The following is a 19265-nucleotide window of genomic DNA, read 5'->3' on the forward strand; positions in this document are numbered from 1 at the left end:
ATTGAAGCTATGTTTAAAGACTGTAAAACTGGGGGTTATGTTTTTCCTGATAAACTTGTGTGCCTAACTTTATAAGAAAACAGGCTGAAAACCCTGTAATAAAACCCTAAAAACCCAAAAAGTTTTTAGAGTGTGAAAAGAAGAGGTCTAAAAATTCGACGCAGCCTCACAAAGAAATTGTATTAGAAGTTGCTAAAGTTGTTAATCGCTCCCTGTATTTTACCCACAACCTGATCTACAGATATCACTCCCAACTCCCCAGATGCACGGGTACGAATACTTAAAGAATTGGTTTCTACTTCCTTCACACCTACTACGGCCATTACTGGTATTTTATCTTTTTCGGCATTGCGAATCAATTTACCCAAGCGCTCGCCACTTAAATCAACTTCCGCACGAATTCCCAAAGCTAGCATCTTGGCAACTACTTCTTTGGTAAAATCAATTTGTGCTTCTCCCACAGGCAGAAGTCTAATTTGCACAGGTGCTAACCACAAGGGAAAATCTCCCGCATACTCTTCAATTAAAATCCCAATTAATCTTTCTAAAGAACCAAAAGGTGCGCGGTGAATCATCACCGGACGTTTACGCGCACCATCCTCAGCCACGTATTCCAAATCAAAGCGTTCAGGTAAATTATAATCAACCTGCACTGTTCCTAATTGCCATTCTCTATCCAGCGCATCACTGAAGATAAAATCAAGTTTGGGACCATAAAAAGCCGCTTCCCCAATACCTTCAAAGTGATCCATTCCCAATTGTTGCACAGCACGACGAATCGCACCTTCAGATTTATCCCAAACTTCATCCCCACCAATATATTTATCACTGGCTGGATCACGGAAACTCAATCTAGCTTTAAAATTCTTCAATTGCAGACTTCTAAATACAGTTAAAATCAAATCTACAACACTCAAGAATTCATTATCTAACTGTTCGGGAGTGACAAACAGGTGAGAATCATCAACCGTAAAACCGCGCACTCTCGTTAAACCACCCAATTCACCAGATTGTTCATAGCGGTAAACAGTACCAAATTCTGCTAACCGCATCGGTAATTCCCGATAAGAACGTAATTCACCTTTGTATATTTGGATATGGAAAGGGCAGTTCATCGGCTTGAGAACAAAACCCTGTTCTATAGCTGCTGCTTCAGCATCTTCAGCCATCAAAGGAAATATATCTTCCTTGTATTTTTGCCAGTGTCCAGATGTTTTAAATAAATCAACTCTGGCGATGTGGGGAGTAACTACAGTTAAATAACCCCGTTTTAGCTGTTCTTTTTTCAGGAAGTCTTCTAAAATCGTCCTCAGTAAAGTTCCCTTGGGAGTCCATAAGGGTAAACCAGGTCCAACAGGATCAGCGAAAATAAACAAACCTAGTTCTTTACCCAGTTTACGATGGTCGCGTCTGAGTGCTTCTGCTTTGCGGCGTTTGTACTCTGCTAGTTGTTCGGGAGTTTCCCAAGCAGTCGCATAAATGCGTTGTAGCTGCGCTTTAGTTTCATCTCCCCGCCAATAAGCACCAGCAACGCTTTCTAATTCTATAGCTTTGGGATTAATATCTTTGGTATTTTCAACGTGGGGACCAGCGCACAAATCCCACCATTCTTCACCTAAATGATAAATAGTGATCGGCTCTTGTTTGATATCTGCAAGGATTTCTAACTTATACGGTTCTTTTATTCCTTCAATGAGCTTTTGTGCTTCCTCACGGCTGACTTCTTCCCTTACCAGTGGCAGTTTACGATTAATAATCTTCACCATCTCTTTTTGGATAGCTTTCAAATCCTTATCACTGAAGGGTTCGGGATTATCGAAGTCATAATAAAACCCGTTTTCAATCCAGGGTCCAATGGTAACTTGCACCTTGGGAAACAGCTTTTGTACAGCCATTGCCATTATATGGGAAGCTGTATGGCGAATCTTTTTTAGAGTCTCTGATTCACTGGTATGCGGTAAATAGATTTTCTCTGCTGGTTGGGTTTCTTGATTTGGCGACATCGGGTGTTAAACTTTTGGCGAAGTGATTAAAAATAAAGTTGAGAAAAATATCTTTAGAAGATAATAGTCCACTGTCCATGGATTCTCCTAATTTATCCCAACCAGCGGCTTCTGACAAAACTAAATGGCTCATTGGGCATTGGTCATTGGATTTCTCCCTTACACCCCTTTAGACATATTTTCATCTACATCTTATGGATCAAGACAAATCCTTTATTCAGCCTATATAGTGTTTTGTATCTCAAATTACTGATTTTATTTAGAAAAAATGTATATGGAAAAATTAGAGTATTGTTAAGAATCGTAAATAGCGTTAATCTTAGAAAGAGATTTAGAAATATGCTTCTTATATATGGGAGATTCCAGTTCACCAACTCCTGAATTGCTCCAATCCGTCCTAGAGATATTGTTAGAGGATTTTGAATATTGGTTTGCGCGATCACGTGAACTGTTACAAAATGACATTGTCTCATTTATTAGCGATCAAGAGCAATGTGATTTACTCAATCCAATTAATCAAGCACAAGCAGAACTAAGCAGGTCTAAGATGCTATTTACTGCAACTGGTAAACAAGTTGGGATTAATTAATATATATGGCAACATTAATGCCTTGCCATCAATTATTAGGCAAATGTTGGAAAGTAGGTATGCGCTATCGTCAACCAAAGCAAGTGTGACTTAACTGTTTAAAAAAACAGTACATTAAGTCGCAACGATAGGAAAAAAACCTTAACATTATTTTCATAAAGAAATAATGTATCCCATGTTACCTTAATCCTCATAGGATTACAAAATATCACATCACAAATAGCCAATTTAACATTCGCCACCACCGTAAATCACGGTTTAGCGGAAGTCAAGCATTACGATATTAAAGTTTTAAAACTTGTTACCCTTGGAGGATAATTATATGCTACACCTACTTTACATATTAGCTTTCACCGTTCTTGCATTTATCGCTGTGGGTAATTTAATTCGCAATCTGATTATGTTCAGTTTTGACAGGGAACGGCCTTATCCAGTAAGATCCTCAGCGGGTAATCAAGGTAGCTTTGGCTATTATGCAGCAAAAAAACAATCTATACCCCATCCAGAATTATTAGATAGTGCAGGTAATTTAATTAAGGAACCTCTATTGGTGATGCGTTCAATTAATGTGGAAGATGCGCGTCAAAAGTTGGATGCTCTTTATGAATCTTCTCCTGGTCAAAAAATTGAGCGTTCAGAAGAAGCTTAATTAATTCATTATTTTTATAATTTGGGAATCTGTAGGGGTTTAGAGTTGTACTTTACCCCTAATTTTGGCTTTAACTAATTTCCAACAAACAGGTAATACCTACACTAAAGCTTAGAACTTAGGTAATAAATTTACTTGTTTACAATGCTAATTATCCAACAGCAAAACCTGTAAATTGGCGTTTATAAGGAGCGTGAAATCCTAAAACAATATCTTATTTTAGTACACCAGCAGCGGTTAATTCGTTAGCAATACCGATTTCTTCACCATCTCTTTATATCCTCTTATCATCTTTGATATCAACATGAATAATTACTCCATAAGTTCTCCGTTATTCTTTCGAGCCGATCTTTAATACTTGATAATGATGGCGTTCTATGTCAAATAAAAGTTGAACTTCTGTGCCATTAGCTATATGATCGACAGAATGGTTGCTTAAAATATTTTGAATAGTTTCCGAGTAATTTATTCTTTCTATAAAACAATCTCCTGGTTTAAGGAACTAAAATCTAAGTTAATCATGGTTATAACTTGGTATGCTTTGAGTATATATTATAATCATAATATCAAAAATAATTGGTTTAATTCTGGAGATTACCCAATGAAGTTGACTCAATAAAGAAGAATGGGAATTGATTTGTAAATATCCCATCCCTCTTATATCTATCCCTATTTATCTTGTTTAGGCCTCTATCACCACTCGCAGATTACCGCGTTTGTTCGCAACCCGACAGGAAGTAGTGCTACCAACTCGCTCAAATTCCAAATCGAGAATAGTCCCACCAACACGCAAATTGTGTAATGATAAACGATTGATTGATTCTGGCAAAGCAGGGTCAATAATTCGCAAACAATTATTTTGTGCATCTGGTACTAAGTTCACCATCATTTGCAATAGTTGAAAGATGCTGCCCGTAGCCCAAGCTTGCGGAGTACAAGCAACAGGATACTGTACAGGAGCATTATCACCGTTCAATTCATAACCGCAAAACAGTTCTGGTGGACGTTGATAAGATTGCTGAAAAGTCATGTTAAATAAACCTTGAAATAATTCCAAAGCTTGATCTATTAAACCGAGCGATCGCAACCCCATCGCAATCAGAGAATTATCATGAGGCCAAACAGAACCAATGTGATAACCCATTGGATTATAAGCCGGTGATAAACTACTTAAAGTTCTAATTCCCCAACCATTAAACATATCAGGTGCTCGCAATCTTTCCGCCACACTATAGGCTTTTTCTGGTGTAAAAATCCCTAATTGTAAACAATGTCCAGGATTAGAAGTAATACTATCTACTTGTTTTCCTTCTCCATCTAAACCCAAAGCGCAGAAATCTTCATCTTCAATCCAAAAATCTTTATTAAATCTAACTCTGAGGTTTTTGGCTTCTTGCTGCCAACGATCTCCCAAATCTAGGCGTTCTTTCATCCTAGCAATTTCTGCTAATTTAATTTTGGCAGCATAGACATAAGCTTGCACCTCACAAAGAGAAATTGAACCTTTGGCTAATTCCCCTTTGCGGTTAACAATACAATCACCAGAGTCTTTCCAACCTTGGTTAATCAAACCACCTTTGGATTTACGGTAATAGCTGAGATAGCCAGTTTCTTGGAGATTCCTATCAATCCAATCCATTGCCAATATAGCATTTCGCCACAGTTGTTCTAGAGTTTCTTGATCATGAGTCCAAGCATAGTAATCAGCATACAACATCAACCATAGAGGAGTCGCATCAACTGTTCCGTAATAAGGTGTGTGGGGAATTTCTTGACAGCGTGCTAATTCTCCCATCCGTAACTCATGTAAAATCTTGCCTGGTTCTTCTTCCCGCCATTCATCTTCCTTTTTACCTTGATATGCTGCCAATAGTATCAAAGTTTCTTTAGCAATTTGGGGATTTAACATCAATGTTTGGGAAGCAGTAATAATAGAATCCCGTCCAAACAAAGTGGAAAACCAAGGTACACCAGCCGAAACAGTTTTGTACTTACCAAAAGATTGGCGTAACAAATACATATCTTCTTCAGCCCTTTCAATGACTCGATTGAAAAGACTTTTATCTGAGCTAATGCGGGTAATTTGTTGTACCCAATTTTGCTCTTCCATTAACTCAGATGCTTTAGCTTGTGCCAAGGTAGTAGCAGCATTCACACCAGAACTGGGCTGATTATTGGTTAACTTATGCAGTCGATAACCCAGCTTTTTAGTTTCGTGAGAAGCTAATTCTAATTTCCAAATCGCAGTGTAACCTTGGAAATAATCTGGTTGTTGATGCTGGAATTGTATACGGGATTCCATTACCGCACCATCTAAACCTTGATAAGCCAGTATCAGTGACTCTTCCCGATTGAGTTGAGTCGCTGGGGGTAGGAGACCATCACCTGTTTCTTCTAAGTGTGTTGGCTCTGCTAATCGTAATAATTTACCCCTTTGTTTGCGGCTATGACCCCGGACTTCAAATAAATCCACAAAATCCGCATCAAAGCTGAGACTGAGTTCAAAAGTGATGCTGGTGGTGCTGTAGTTGGCAACTTCTATTTCTTCAAATAATGCACCGTTGAGTACCAATTCCCGACGAATGCCTATGGTATCAGCATTCAGGTGATTGTCAATTCTGGGGTTTGTACACAAAACTGAGAGTGCAAAGCCTTTGTCTGCAGTGCTACTTAGTAAAACAGGCGATCGCCCATTAATTTGCAACTCCAGACGACTCAAAAACCGGGTATCAGCACAAAACAGACCCATACTCGCATTGCCATCCTGAAGAGAACAACCAGAAATGTTCCCTATCGTATCTGTCACCAAAAACAAATCATCATCTTTAACCGTCAAAGTTGGCTGTGGTCTTTCACTAACAACGCAAGGCCATTCTGGGACATATATCTGCTCTGCAGAAATGAAAGTTTTTCCATCTAGGACAATTTTGTCTGGGGTAATCAACGTATCCGGTGTCATGAGCCAAATTTCCCTATACAGGACTGGGGACTGGGGACTGGGAACTGGGAACTGGGAGATGGGGGAGATGGGGGAGATGGGGGAGATGACGGAGAATAAAAAATTATCTATTCCCTTTTCCCTGATAACAGATAACTAGACCTGTCACCTGTTCCCTGTTCCCAAATCCCTATAAATCTATACCTACTGAAGCTGAAGTCAAGGCTGGAAACTGGGGATTTTCTACTAATTTATGCGTTGATGAGCATTGAGAGATGCTGGGCATACAAAATACTCAATCATATGTTCAGTTAAAATTTTTTTTAGTTTTGTCAAGCATCAGCAGTACCCAAACTTACCAGGGTGTGTTTTGGGTTAATATCTGGACAGGTAGGTGCTTTATAAGGCCTACCAATTGGGAATTGGTAATAGGTAATGGGTGATAGGTAAAAGTTTTTTCTCTTCGCCAATGACCAATGACCAATGACCAATGACCAGTTTGAATTTGTACAATCCTTCTGTGAAGTGGATCTTGTCTAGATTGGCCGTTTAACGATATTCATGAGCATTTCGACTTCTGTGTTGAGTGATTTGCTACAGTCACTACCCTACCTGCGTCCTCAGTTATATTTCAAGGCTTCACTAACGGCGCTCTCCCATGCAATGGAAGATCAGGTTTTAGCTGCCACCTTGGATCAACCCCTGATTATTGCTAGTTTCCAACGAGAGCGATTCTACCGTCAAGAAGCGCATCGCTATCAACGACTTTCCCAGCGTAGTAATCAAATATACGTATTATCCGCACCTGAAACAGAGTTTGTTAATAGCTCGGAATATTATGAAAAGGTAGCTTTTGAGCCGGATGATGCTTTAAGTCAAGAGTGGCATTTAGTGGTAGTAGCTAATAATTATGCTACCTGTTTAGTGTGTCGAGAAAACCTCGGTTCGATCGCCAAAAGTCAGGAGTTACCAGATATGATCCCCAGTTTAGATATGGACACGGCGCGAAGATTCGAGGGGATTTGGACTTCCGAGAGAGGAGTCAGTCTCAAAGCCGCAGAGTTGATATTAAGCAGGATTTTGGTTTACAGACCAGAATTGGCGGATAAAGTTGCTCAGGTATGCCAGAGATTTGGCATCGGGGAATCAAGAAGAGAATTGGGCGCAGCAATTCAAAATGAATATGCTTGTGATATTGATACTGACCCTTTTGTACAGCGATTAGTAACTTATTTACAAGCTAGTCAATATAAATTACATAAAGCCTACCGTTCGATTACTGCCCAAGCCAGAAAAGAAAGGTTAGTAAATTCAATTAGTACGGCAATTAGGCGATCGCTTGACTCCCAGGAAATTTTACAGGTAGCGGCTCAAGAATTAGGTCAACATTTAGAAGCAGGTCGTTGTCTAATTTATCGCGCTCAAGCTACCGATGCCACAGCCACAATTGAACATGAATTTTTAAATCAGGGTGTACCATCTGTCCTCGGTCAAACGTGGGATTTACAACTAAATCCTCTGTTTCAAGAAATACTGCAAAAACTTGAGGGAGTCTGTGTTACAGATACTGTCGCCGACTATCGCGTTAAAAATTCGCCAGCTTTATCGTTAATAGTCAAGCAATTTGGCGTGCGTTCTTGGTTAATGGAACCAGTATTATTTCAGGGACGACTGCTAGGAATCGTTGAATTGCATTACTGTTATTTTCCCAGCCATGAGTGGCAACCAGGGGAGTTAGATTTAGTCAAAGCGATCGCCACCCAAATAGGAGCAGCCCTAATTCAAGCAGAAGCCTTTGCCAACTTAGAAAAACTCAATCAGCAACTAGAAGCCCTAGACCGCACCCGCAGCAACCTCATAGCCATTACCGGGCATGAATTGCGTACTCCCCTATCTACAATTCAAGTTTGTCTAGAAAGCTTGGCTACTGAACCAGATATGCCCTGGGAATTACAACAAGTAATGCTCAGTACAGCCCTCTCTGACTCAGAACGGATGCGAAAACTAGTGCAAGATTTCCTCACCCTTTCCAACTTAGAAAGTGGTCGCGTGGAATGGCATCCAGAATCTTTAACCTTACAAGAATGTGTAGATTTAGCCCTCAGCCGACTGCGTACACGGTCATCAACGGAAAAGATACCGCAAATTAAAACGCAAATTGGTAAAACTTTACCTCTAATCAGGGCTGATGGTGATTGGTTAGTGGAGGTACTAGCAAAACTTATAGATAATGCTTGTAAATTTACACCAGCAGAAGGAGAAATTTCCATTAAAGCTACTCGCAACCGCAATCAAATGGTTGAAGTCACGGTAGCCGATACTGGACGTGGCATAGAACCCAACCGATTAGAAATAGTATTTGACCGCTTTTATCAAGAAGAAGGAGCGTTGCGAAGAACTGCTGGTGGTACAGGTCTAGGTTTGGCCATTTGTCGGCAAATAGTCAACGGCTGGAACGGAAAAATTTGGGCAGAGTCTAATGGTAAAGACCAAGGTAGTCAGTTCCACTTTACAATTCCTATTGTTCAAGGAAGCGTGGAGGAAAAACCATCATTGATCGCACACTAACTTTGTTTAAGCTATTCATAAGCTATTGATAGCTTATTAGATTTATACAGCGTCGCTCCTTGTGGGCGACCTGAATTCTTGATTCTGCTGTAAAATAACACCAATTTCTAAAATGAATGAACAATTATTGTACATAAATTACATAAACAAAAACATTTTTCCACTCTACATTCAAAATATTACCATGTTTCATAATAAATGGCGAAAAAGCATTAGTTATTGTTTAGAATTAACCTTAATATTTTTATGTACAATTACTTTTAATTTCATTTAAAGTAGGTAGACACAAAGAAACATAACTATGTAACAAGATGTAAATTACTGGAAACCCTTCGGATTGCTTGATTCCCCTTTGCTGCATTCGCCATGACATAGTTATAAATTTTTCCGCCCACCTACTTACACAATCAACCTGCACTCGCTGTCAAAGAAGAAGATTAGGACAGATTTCTCAAAACCCAAAACTTTATTGAAGCAGTAAACCAAGTTGAAAAACATTCAGAAAGAGATTATGAAACATATTTTGGATAAAATCTGGCTAATGTTTCATTAATGGCTAACTACATAGCCAAAACACTTTCTAAATTATCTCAACAAACTGCCATCTGCCATAAAACCTTCTGTAGTCTGGATATGTCCACGAGCAAAACAATTGTAACTAGTCATCATTACACCTGGAAATAAACCCAAAGGTTTTAGTGTTAAAGATGCTGATAATCAGACTTTAATTAATATTTTTAAAAAACTCAATGTAGAAATTACCAGTCCCAGCCGACCTAGGACTAAATCATACTTAGAACTAACCCAAAAACTCTATAACTGGATGGAAAAACGATTAGAGATGATTTATAAAGTAAATGTTTAGCAGACAAGAGGAAGTAGCATAATTCTAGTCATAAGAGCATATATAGCCCCTTCCCTCATTTGTATTAAGCGCTCATAATCCTTGCTTAGACGATGATATTGGTTAAACCACCCAAATGTTCTTTCTACTACCCAGGGTTGTGGTAAAACTTTAAATTCTTGCTCAGTAGGTCCTATGACTTCAACATGAGCTTGAATCAGGAACCAAACTGCAAGTGCAAATTTATCACCGTCATAACCGGAATCAACCCATAAAACTTGGACTTTTTCCAATAATTCTGTGGGTTCCTCTAGCAGTTCCATTAGTGCATAGGCAGCAAGTATTCGTTCTGGGGCATTCGCTTCACTAACAACAAGTTTCAACATAAGTCCCAGGCTATCAACTAAAGTATGCCCCTTTCTTCCTTTTACCTTTTTACATCCGTCAAAACCATACACATCCCCTTTTTTTGGTCAGTGTTGACCGACTGACTGTCTGCGGCGAGCGCAATAGGTTGTGTTGATTTACCTAATTTCGAGCGAACTTGACCACCCAATGTATGGTTGAATTTTTCCCAAACCCCCTGGCCCTGCCATTTCCTGTAATAGCTATATACCGTTGACCTTGGCGGGAAGTCACCTGGAAGCATATTCCATTGACATCCAGTTTTCAAATGAAAATAGATGGCATTACATATTTCACCCATATCTGTTGTGGGTGGATGCCCTCCTTCTTTGGCTGGTGGAATCAATGGGGCCAGGATTTCCCACTCCATATCAGTTAAGTCTGTGGGGTAAGACTTTCGTTCCATCAGTAGCTATGTAAATACACTACATTTTATGTATCCTATCCTTCCAACATTCCTTGTCTACTCCCCTTTACATTTACTTTATCAATAGCCTCTTAGAATCTACGCTCAAAACTGAAGAAGTAGATACGATACTTTTCTATTTAGCATTCGGTTTAAGAACTCTCCCCATAGCATCATTACATGATGGAGAGCATTTTTTGGTAGAAAAGTATAGCATTGCTCGAATTCCGGCTTTTAATCTGATAAAACCTGATTTCACACGGATTAATAATTTACAAGTTTTAGGAATGGGCGCATCGGAATTTTCTCAAGCGCAACTTGAATCTTTGCCAGCAGTACGAGTAGAATTAAATAAAATTACTCAAGATTTGAGGTCAGGCAAAAAAATTTATTAATCAAGAATTCACAATTAAGAATTTACAAAAACAAAGATAAAAACAACGTTTTGGAATTCTTCATTTAGCTACCAATGCAGAATTTAACCCTGGAAAACCTGAGCAATCTTATATTCAGTTCTGGGGTGATTAAAGAATAAAGTTAAATAAAATTGAAAAATTGAAATTGGAGAAACCAGCAGTTAATTTATTAGTTCTCAGTGCTTGTATAACTGCTGATATTGATGATTTTAAAAGTTTATTTAAGGAAATTTTAAATAGGGAAATTTTGAATTTTGCGGGTGTAACCCATGCTGTTGGTCTATTTTGAATTTTGAATTTTGAATTGATATTAGGGGTAATCTCCCTCCGGTTGCCTTCATCAAGAGAAAACAATCACAGGGTAATTACCCCTAGATATTTGAAGTTAAAAATACTTATAGCACTAGACAGGGTGATTAGGACATTAATGAATGGTAAAATTCAGACTACAAAAGGGTTTTACTTCTGAATTCTGACTCCTGACTCCTGCTATAAAACCATGATTATTCAGCAGTAGCTAATTCAGTGCTGCCTCGTGTGCGTTTCCGTGTCATGGTGTTGTACACCATGACACCGATCGCTTTAATTAAGTTGCCTTCTAATTCTTGGAACATTTTCATATTGACATCAAAAGCGGCATTAGCTTCTTCAACAATGCGATCACCTGCTGTATCATCAATGGGCATAGCATCCAAATTTTGGCGATATTCGGCTTTAAATGCTTTCTCATCGGTAATATCAGCAAACTCATAAAAGCCTGTACCTTCTCCTTCACCCAAGTTCATTGCTGTTTGGGCAATACCTTTGAGAATTTGTCCCCCAGATAAATCTCCCATATAACGAGTATAGGAGTGAGCAACTAACAATTCTGGTTCTTTTGCCGAAATTTCCCGGATACGCTGTACATAAGCTTCACCTGCGGAGGATAATTTAATCTGCTCCCGCCAGTTGTAACCGTAGTAGTAAGTTAAATCTTGTTCTAAGGTATGCTTGCGGTTGAGTTGGGGAAAATAAATTTTGCCGACAACGGGGTGATCCTTGTGTTTTTCCATCTCCTCTTCCATAGCGGAGTAGATGAAGTAAAAGTTAGCAACCAATTTCCGGTAGGAGCTTTTTTCCACTACCCCTTTTAAGAAACACTTGACAAAACCTACGTTTTCTGCCATAGTGTGTGCTTTTTTTGTCCCTATTCGTAATTTGGAGGCTAAATTGCTGCTCATGTTAAATTTCTCAATTTTAAAAAGTTAACTGCTGGAGTTTTGTTTTACGAATGACTAAAAAATGTCATTAAAACGTTAGATTAGAAGTATTTGATGAGAATTTATATTAATATTTTTTAAGTTGTGGTTAACTTGTATATTTATATACAAGGAGCCTAAAAAAAATAAAATTTGTGTATCTTCATGGGAAAGCAAATATATACATATACATAAAAGATTCATCATTAACAATAGACATCTCCAAAAATTAAATATGCGATATCTAGAACCTTTGTGGAGACGTTCCATAGAACGTCTCTACATTCATGGAGATCTCTAATGAGTAACTATCTGTATTTTTACTTAAAATACATTTGTTAAAATAAATAGTCATTAATAAAAATGATTAAGCACTGATTGTTGAACAAGAATTTCCCCAGAATTGTTGAAAATAAAGTAAAGTGCTATTCTCCTGTGTGATTGTGTGGAGTGTTAAAAGTATGGTTTCATCAATAGCTCGGACTAACGGCCGCATTTCGGATGGTTCTATTAATGAAGAATCTGAAGGGATGAAAACAGGTATTGGCAGCAGTTCAGCGATTAATCTCATTCCCTTACCAGCTACTTCTTTATTTGGTACAGATGGCATTCGCGGCAAAGTTGGAGAATTACTGAGTGCGCCTTTAGCCGTGCAAATAGGTTTTTGGGCAGGGATTGTCTTGTGTACTCATACACCTCAATCTGGTCCAATTATTTTGGGACAAGACTCCAGAAACTCTAGTGATATGTTAGCAATGGCCTTGAGTGCCGGGTTAACAGCAGCAGGGATAGAAGTTTGGTATTTAGGGTTATGCCCGACTCCTTGTGTGGCTTATCTTGTTAGCATTACTGATGCTATTGGTGGAGTCATGATTTCTGCTAGTCACAATCCACCGGAAGACAACGGTATTAAACTTTTTGGTGCAAATGGTACGAAGCTATCACCAGGATTGCAAGCAGAAATTGAAGCTGGACTGCGGGGGAATATTTCATATACCTCTGGTGTCAATAATTGGGGTAGGCATTACTCCCGGACAGAGTTGGTGGGGCATTATGGTGAAGCCTTGCAAGAACCTTTACAACCTGCGGTCAATCTGCGGGGTATGAAGATTGTTTTAGATTTGGCATGGGGTGCAGCGGTGGGGTTAGCACCTGCGGTTTTTACACAAATGGGGGCTGAGGTAATCTGTCTGCATAATGAAGCAGATGGCAATCGCATAAATGTTAACTGCGGTTCTACACACATGGATATTCTCCAAGGAGCAGTTAAAGAAAATAATGCCGATATGGGTTTTGCCTTTGATGGTGATGCAGACCGGGTTTTAGCTGTAGATAATACTGGTAGGCAAGTTAACGGCGACTATATTCTTTATCTCTGGGGTCGTCACCTCCAACAAAAACAACAACTGCCAGACAACCTAATTATTTCTACTGTCATGGCTAACTTAGGCTTTGAAAAAACTTGGCAGCAATTGGGTGGTAAATTGGTGCGTACTGCCGTAGGTGATCAGTATGTACAAGCAGAAATGCTACGGACTGGCGGAATGTTAGGCGGTGAACAATCAGGTCATATTCTTTGCCGTCATTATGGCATTACTGGCGATGGCTTATTAACAGCCCTGCACATAGCCACGGTAGTCAAAGAAGCTGGTGTTTCCTTAGGAGAAATGGTGGATCAAAGTTTCCAAACCTATCCCCAATTGTTGCGGAACGTGCGAGTAACAGATAGGGAACGGCGTTTAGGATGGCAAGATTGTCAACCAGTACAAAGTGCGATCGCCCAAGCTGAAGCAGCAATGGGAGATAGTGGGAGAATCCTAGTCCGCGCTTCTGGCACAGAACCAGTGATCAGAGTCATGGTAGAAGCTGCTAATGCTGAACTGGCTAACTATTGGACAAATGAATTGGTAACACAAGTACAAAAACACATCGCTTGAAGAAGAATACAGGAATCAGGAGTCAGGAGTTTCCAGGCATAAGAAACATAAATCTTCCAAAAAAGTCATGGCAAAAACAAAGCAGAAATCTCTGCGTGGAAAAAAGCAATCTTCACCAGAGAAAACCCGCCTGAGCTTGAAAGAAGAGTTAGCCCAAAAGCGCAAAGCCACCATAGCACGTAAAGAGTTGACCAGCTTAGTTGGCAAACTGGTAGGAAGCGGACTATTTTTAGGAATGCTGCTATTTTTCGTCGGTGGAATTAAATTAGCAGTTCCTGGTGCATTAGGTATCATAGTCATTACCCTTTGTTATAAAAACCCGCTACCTGCTCTATTTGCCTTTGTTATGTATGTACCATTCGCCGGTACTATTATTTACTTCTTGGGCAACAGTCCTGTACTTCAACTAGCTAAAGATGCTTTCTATGTTCCAGTAGTGATCGCTCTGTGGCAAAGTTGCAAAAAGCAAAAACAACCCTTCATTATTCCTCAATCCATCAAAACCCCATTTTTGATTCTCCTTAGCTGTTCTATCCTCACCCTAGTGATGATAAATGGTGGACAGCAGTTAAATCCGGCTCGTGGCGATATACCTATAGGCATAGGAATTCTGGGATTAAAAGTATTTCTAGGATATTTTCCTGTAATTACTTGCGTCTATTACCTAATTCTTAATCAGCAGGATTTTTGGTTGTTATCCCGCCTTCAGATTCTCCTCATACTAGTCTGCGGCATCTTGGGAGTTATTCAATTTATCTTCCTCACAATTGGAGTATGTAAAGGGACGGTAGGCGTTGAAGGAGACGCTTTATTTAAGGCAACACTTGATGCTCGGTGTTTAGTTGGTGGTGCGCTCTTATACACACCAGAACAAGGAGTAATTCGCTTACCAGGAACATTTGTAGCCCCTTGGCAGTGGGCATGGTTCTTAATTTCCAGCACCTTTTTTACATTTGCTACAACTTTTAGCGACAAATCTATTATTTGGCGGCTGATCAGTTTGGTTACTTTAGGATTAGTCTTTTTTAACGCAGTTATCTCTGGACAAAGAATAGCCTTAGCTTTAGTACCAGTATGTTTCGCGCTTTTGTTGTTGTTAACTGGTCCATTGGTCAACCTCAAAAAGGTTATCCCCTTGGGAGGAGCTTTCGCTGTAATTTTGGTAATTGCAATGGCAGCTAATCCCACTATCGTACAAGACAGAATGAACAGTTTTATCGGTCGATGGAATGCATCACCACCTCATCACTTTATAGTTGATCAATTGCAAGAAAACTGGAAAAGTGTTGATACTCCTATAGGTAGCGGCTTAGGTCGAGCTACGAACTCTGCCCGTGTATTTGGTTCAACCAAGTTGGTGGAAACCTACTATCCTAAAGTGCTGTATGAAGTTGGAATTGTCGGAGTCTTGGCTTTTTTGGTCTTTGTCACCAGTCTAACCGTTGCTACTTTTAAGACATATCGCACAATAAAAAACCGTAACTTACGAACCTATGGTGCTAGTATGTGGGTGTTCGTACTATTTATCAGTTACAATACTTACTACTACCCCCTAGATGTCGATCCAGTTGCTGTTTATTATTGGTTGTGTGCAGGAATAATATTCAAATTACCAATTCTGGATAAACAAGAAATGCCAGAAGAAACAACCATCAATACCAAAGGTCAGAAAAAACGGCTGTATCAAAAATAATCTAAATATGAACATATCTGAATATAAATTATCAGGAAGAATACAAATCAGAAAATCTAAATTTAACTCTTGAGAAAATCAGAGGAGATAAAAATGGTAAAAGTAGTTATCACAGGTACACAACATATCAGCACTCCCAACTTGCCCAGGAACTCTCGACATACTTTCATTAAAACCAAAAATTTTCCTACAGGCAGATATCCAATAGAAAAACTCTGGAAACCTTTCTCTGGCTTTATCCCTTGGCAACCAATATGGGATGGCTACGAAGTAATTCACTCTTTCAATAGAATTATCTATACCAATAAACCTTGGTTTCTTACAGTTGAAGACCATCTATCTTTATATAGCAATTCCAGAAATCAATTAGAATCTACAGTCTACCCTATTTTAAATAATCGGTTAGTACTAGACAACTGCAAAAAAATCATTGCTATGTCAAGTTTTGCTAAATTCCGCATCACAAAAAAGATAGAAAATTGGAATATAGCAGAAAAAGTTAAGCAAAAGTTAACCGTGATTCATCCCAACTTTCCTGTCAGGGTTAACCATGCTAAAGTTTACGATGAAAAACAACCTCTCCAATTCGTTTTCATAGGTCATCATCTGGCTAGGAAAGGCGGAATTGTGGCTTTAAGGGTTGCTAAGAGAGCCAAAGCATTAGGTTTAAATATCAAAATAAATAAATATTATATCAGGGCTGGGTATTGGTGCAGGTAGACCTACAGATTTTCCTGATAGAAACAAGTATGCAGAAGATTTAAAGTTATTGGATTTAGATAATGTTAATTACTACAAAAGTCTTCCTAATCAACAAGTGATTGATGTACTATCAAAAAGTCATTTTCAATTCATGCCTACTTTACAAGATAGTTATGGGTTTAGCATTGCTGAAGGATTTTCTGTAGCCACACCAGCAATTACCACTAATATATGTGCATTACCAGAATTAATTACTCCGGGTGAAAATGGATTCTTGTTAGAAGTACCCCTAAATGAATCTAGAGAATGGAAAAATTGGCTACATGGGGAAAAATTGCAAACAGAGGAATATTGGGAAGTTTTAAATGGTACTTACGATTATTTAGCAGAAGCAGCTTTGGAACAAATTATCAAATTTTTGGATAGATCAGATAAACGAGAACATTATGAATATTTAAGCGCCGGGGCTTTAGCCCAAGCCCAAAACGTCAATAACGCCGAAAAACAAAATGAATTATTTGATCTTCTCTATACAGCAGCAGCCAAGTAACATTGGAATCCAATGAATCAATACAATCTTAACCAACAAACGTTATGAATAATTACCCGTTAATTTCCGTAGTTATACCTACATACCGAAGAGAGAAATTGCTACAGGATAGTATTCTTGATGTCTTAAAACAAGATTATCCCCATTTTGAAGTTTTGGTAGTGGATCAAACCCAAACCCATGAACCAGAAACTAAAGCTTTCCTGGCAGACATGGCAGCATCTGGTAAAATTAAATTGTTTAGCCTAGATTGGGCGAGTTTACCAGGGGCGCGTAACTATGCTGTACGGAGGTCATCAGGTGAGATTATTTTATTTATTGATGACGATATACAGTTAACACCAGGTTTTTTAGCTGCCCATGGTAAGAATTATGTGGAAAACCCGAAAATAGGGGCGGTTGCAGGTAGGGTATTTGACAGAATGAAATTAGGGGACTCTCGGGGAGAATTGGAAATTGAGTATTTACCCCCGGAAGCAATGGATCCTGGTATTGCTTGGTATCATATTGATTTAGTACATACTACTAAACCTCAGCAAGTTTTAACTGCTAGAGGTTGCAATATGTCTTTCCGTCGGGAAGTTTTTACCAAGTACGGAATTCAGTTTGATGAAAGGTTTCGGGGTAGTGCGGTACGGGAAGAATCAGATTTTTGTTTACGGTTTCGGCAGAGTGGATATGAAATTTGGTATGACCCGGAAGCTTATTTGGTACATTTAGGGGAAGACACTGGAGGTTGTCATGATATTAGTATGCGATCGCTCCAATATCAACTTACCTTCTATCACAATCATTTTCTACTAGGTCTAAAAAATCTTACCTTTACCCAAGCTTTACGACTTTACGGACGTTTATTTGATTGTCACGTTCTCGGACATCCCCCTTGTTATAAAAGTGCTTCTCCCATTAAAGTTGCCACTCGCAGTATTTTCTATTTCTTAGGTTTTCTCAAAGCTGTGGGTACTATGATTCAATCAGCATGGAATGATGGACAAATTTACAGTCGTTTAGATCAACAAGTTTAATTTTGTGCCCGCAGATAAACACAGATAAATTAAATAATAAAAAAAATGATTGTCTCTGTGTTTATCTATTTTTTATGTTTTAAAATTTCTCAAGGAAATTCGTAAATTTATCCTCAAATCCTACCATGAGAATTTTAGTTGCTGGTCATACCTATATAGTAGACCTGAACTGTGAAAAATTACGGGTTTTAGCAAAACTAGAACCAGGAATTGAAGTTACAGTTGTAGTTCCCAAGAAATGGAAACCTGGAGGTGTACAAAATAGAATTATTGAAACTGAATATCGTGATGAAGATGGATTTAAAATAGTGCCAATATCTAATTTTAGCCAAAATCATCAAGGACTGCTCACTTTTGGTGCAGATTTAATTGGATTATTACAAAAATTTCGTCCCCAAATTATTCATGTAGAACAAGGTTCTAGGGGTTTGGCTTATACACAAATGATTATTTTAAATCAGTTATTAGGATTAAAAGCTAAGAATGTATTTTTTACTTGGTGGAATTTACCCTACGAATTAAAATTACCAATTGCTTTACTAGAAAAATTTAACCTAAATCATAGTCATGGAATTATTTCTGGTAATCAAGATGGAGCTCAAATCTTACGTCAACGAGGATATAAAGGTGCAATTAAAGTTTTACCCCAGTTGGGTGTAGATGAAACACTCTTTACTCCTAATCCACAACCAGAATTAGCTACTAAATTGGGAATTTTTCAAGATGATTTTATAGTAGGATTTGTTGGTAGATTTGTACTAGAAAAAGGTTTATTAACTTTGTTACAAGCCTTGATAAATATACAAGATAAATCTTGGAAATTGCTACTGTTAGGTAGAGGTGACTTGCATGATGAATTACTAAAAATAGCCACTGAAAATGGTATTAAAGATAGGCTAACAATAGCAGAAAGTGTCCCTCATCATGAAGTTGCCAATTACATTAATTTAATGAATACTTTGGTTCTTACTTCAGAAACTACTTATAAATTTAAAACCCTGACTGCTATAGGTTGGAAAGAACAATTTGGTCATGTTTTAATTGAAGCAATGGCTTGTAAAGTGCCCGTTATTGGTTCTAACTCTGGGGAAATTCCTCATGTCATTGGTGATGCTGGTTTAATCTTCCCTGAAGGTGATGATCAGGCTTTGTCTAATTGCTTATCGCAGTTAATAGAAAATCCAGATTTAGTTCATGATTTGGGACAAAGGGGTTATCGAAAAGCAATGGCAAATTATACTAACAAAGCTGTAGCTAAACAACAATTAGAATTTTATGAACAATTAATCAACAACAATTAAT

Annotated in this window: 15 protein-coding genes and 2 pseudogenes; 11 read left to right on the forward strand and 6 right to left on the reverse strand. The window is 38.5% G+C overall.

Annotated elements, in window-relative coordinates:
• Nucleotides 1-182 precede the first annotated feature (182 nt).
• Both thrS and AAZO_RS35385 read right to left on the reverse strand, forming a co-directional pair.
• Nucleotides 183-2003 carry a threonine--tRNA ligase gene (thrS, locus tag AAZO_RS13555; RefSeq protein ID WP_013191700.1) on the reverse strand — a complete coding sequence of 607 codons (1821 nt, stop codon included), beginning with the start codon at nt 2001-2003 and terminating at the stop codon, nt 183-185.
• The gene (locus AAZO_RS35385; protein WP_013191701.1) at nt 1945-2136 is read right to left on the reverse strand and encodes a hypothetical protein; all 192 of its coding nucleotides are present in this window, start codon (nt 2134-2136) and stop codon (nt 1945-1947) included. The genes thrS and AAZO_RS35385 overlap by 59 nt, the downstream gene beginning before the upstream one ends.
• A gap of 219 nt (nt 2137-2355) precedes the next feature.
• Here AAZO_RS35385 and AAZO_RS13560 point away from each other — a divergent pair.
• Nucleotides 2356-2681 (forward strand): annotated as a pseudogene (locus AAZO_RS13560) (DUF2605 domain-containing protein).
• A 233-nt stretch (nt 2682-2914) separates the two neighbouring features.
• Nucleotides 2915-3241: a DUF2973 domain-containing protein gene (locus AAZO_RS13565; protein WP_013191703.1), complete on the forward strand. Its 327-nt coding sequence runs from the start codon at nt 2915-2917 to the stop codon at nt 3239-3241.
• 151 nt (nt 3242-3392) lie between these two features.
• On the opposite strand, the pseudogene AAZO_RS42510 reads toward AAZO_RS13565, so the two are convergent.
• Nucleotides 3393-3719 (reverse strand): annotated as a pseudogene (locus tag AAZO_RS42510) (element excision factor XisI family protein).
• Nucleotides 3720-3923: 204 nt separating this feature from the next.
• Nucleotides 3924-6200 (reverse strand): amylo-alpha-1,6-glucosidase, encoded by a 2277-nt coding sequence (locus AAZO_RS13570; RefSeq protein WP_013191704.1) that lies wholly within the window; start codon nt 6198-6200, stop codon nt 3924-3926.
• A 540-nt stretch (nt 6201-6740) separates the two neighbouring features.
• Here AAZO_RS13570 and AAZO_RS13575 point away from each other — a divergent pair.
• The gene (locus AAZO_RS13575) at nt 6741-8747 is read left to right on the forward strand and encodes a DICT sensory domain-containing protein (RefSeq protein ID WP_013191705.1); all 2007 of its coding nucleotides are present in this window, start codon (nt 6741-6743) and stop codon (nt 8745-8747) included.
• Between the two features lie 861 nt (nt 8748-9608).
• Here AAZO_RS13575 and AAZO_RS30360 read toward each other — a convergent pair.
• A protein-coding gene (locus AAZO_RS30360; RefSeq protein ID WP_085940207.1) for an IS5 family transposase occupies nt 9609-10402 on the reverse strand; the annotation gives its coding sequence in 2 pieces (ribosomal slippage) (nt 9609-10051 and nt 10051-10402; 795 coding nt in all).
• 53 nt (nt 10403-10455) lie between these two features.
• Here AAZO_RS30360 and AAZO_RS26725 point away from each other — a divergent pair.
• Complete coding sequence (locus tag AAZO_RS26725) at nt 10456-10797, forward strand: CHAT domain-containing protein (RefSeq protein ID WP_049790714.1); 342 nt, start codon at nt 10456-10458, stop codon at nt 10795-10797.
• Between the two features lie 166 nt (nt 10798-10963).
• Nucleotides 10964-11107: a hypothetical protein gene (locus AAZO_RS35390; RefSeq protein WP_187289488.1), complete on the forward strand. Its 144-nt coding sequence runs from the start codon at nt 10964-10966 to the stop codon at nt 11105-11107.
• A gap of 214 nt (nt 11108-11321) precedes the next feature.
• Here AAZO_RS35390 and AAZO_RS13595 read toward each other — a convergent pair whose 3' ends face one another.
• Nucleotides 11322-12038 (reverse strand): biliverdin-producing heme oxygenase, encoded by a 717-nt coding sequence (locus tag AAZO_RS13595; RefSeq protein ID WP_013191708.1) that lies wholly within the window; start codon nt 12036-12038, stop codon nt 11322-11324.
• A 479-nt stretch (nt 12039-12517) separates the two neighbouring features.
• Here AAZO_RS13595 and glmM point away from each other — a divergent pair, with 479 nt between their 5' ends.
• The 6 genes from glmM to hpsO all read left to right on the forward strand — a co-directional run bounded on the left by glmM (nt 12518) and on the right by hpsO (nt 19264).
• On the forward strand, nt 12518-13993 hold the full coding sequence (gene glmM, locus AAZO_RS13600; RefSeq protein ID WP_013191710.1) for a phosphoglucosamine mutase: 1476 nt from the start codon (nt 12518-12520) through the stop codon (nt 13991-13993).
• Nucleotides 13994-14060: 67 nt separating this feature from the next.
• On the forward strand, nt 14061-15686 hold the full coding sequence (gene hpsL / locus AAZO_RS13605; RefSeq protein ID WP_013191711.1) for a hormogonium polysaccharide biosynthesis protein HpsL: 1626 nt from the start codon (nt 14061-14063) through the stop codon (nt 15684-15686).
• Nucleotides 15687-15779: 93 nt separating this feature from the next.
• Nucleotides 15780-16406 (forward strand): hypothetical protein, encoded by a 627-nt coding sequence (locus tag AAZO_RS38260; RefSeq protein WP_228371188.1) that lies wholly within the window; start codon nt 15780-15782, stop codon nt 16404-16406.
• Between the two features lie 49 nt (nt 16407-16455).
• Complete coding sequence (locus AAZO_RS38265) at nt 16456-16938, forward strand: glycosyltransferase (RefSeq protein WP_266885001.1); 483 nt, start codon at nt 16456-16458, stop codon at nt 16936-16938.
• A 44-nt stretch (nt 16939-16982) separates the two neighbouring features.
• Nucleotides 16983-17963, forward strand: coding sequence for a hormogonium polysaccharide biosynthesis glycosyltransferase HpsN (gene hpsN, locus AAZO_RS13615; protein ID WP_013191712.1), 981 nt, complete (start codon nt 16983-16985; stop codon nt 17961-17963).
• Nucleotides 17964-18088: 125 nt separating this feature from the next.
• A complete protein-coding gene (hpsO, locus tag AAZO_RS13620; protein WP_013191713.1) occupies nt 18089-19264 on the forward strand; it encodes a hormogonium polysaccharide biosynthesis glycosyltransferase HpsO in 1176 nt (391 codons plus the stop codon).
• Nucleotide 19265 lies beyond the last annotated feature (1 nt).

Origin of the sequence: 'Nostoc azollae' 0708 (genome assembly GCF_000196515.1) — a bacterium.
Classification (GTDB): Bacteria; Cyanobacteriota; Cyanobacteriia; order Cyanobacteriales; family Nostocaceae; genus Trichormus_B; species Trichormus_B azollae.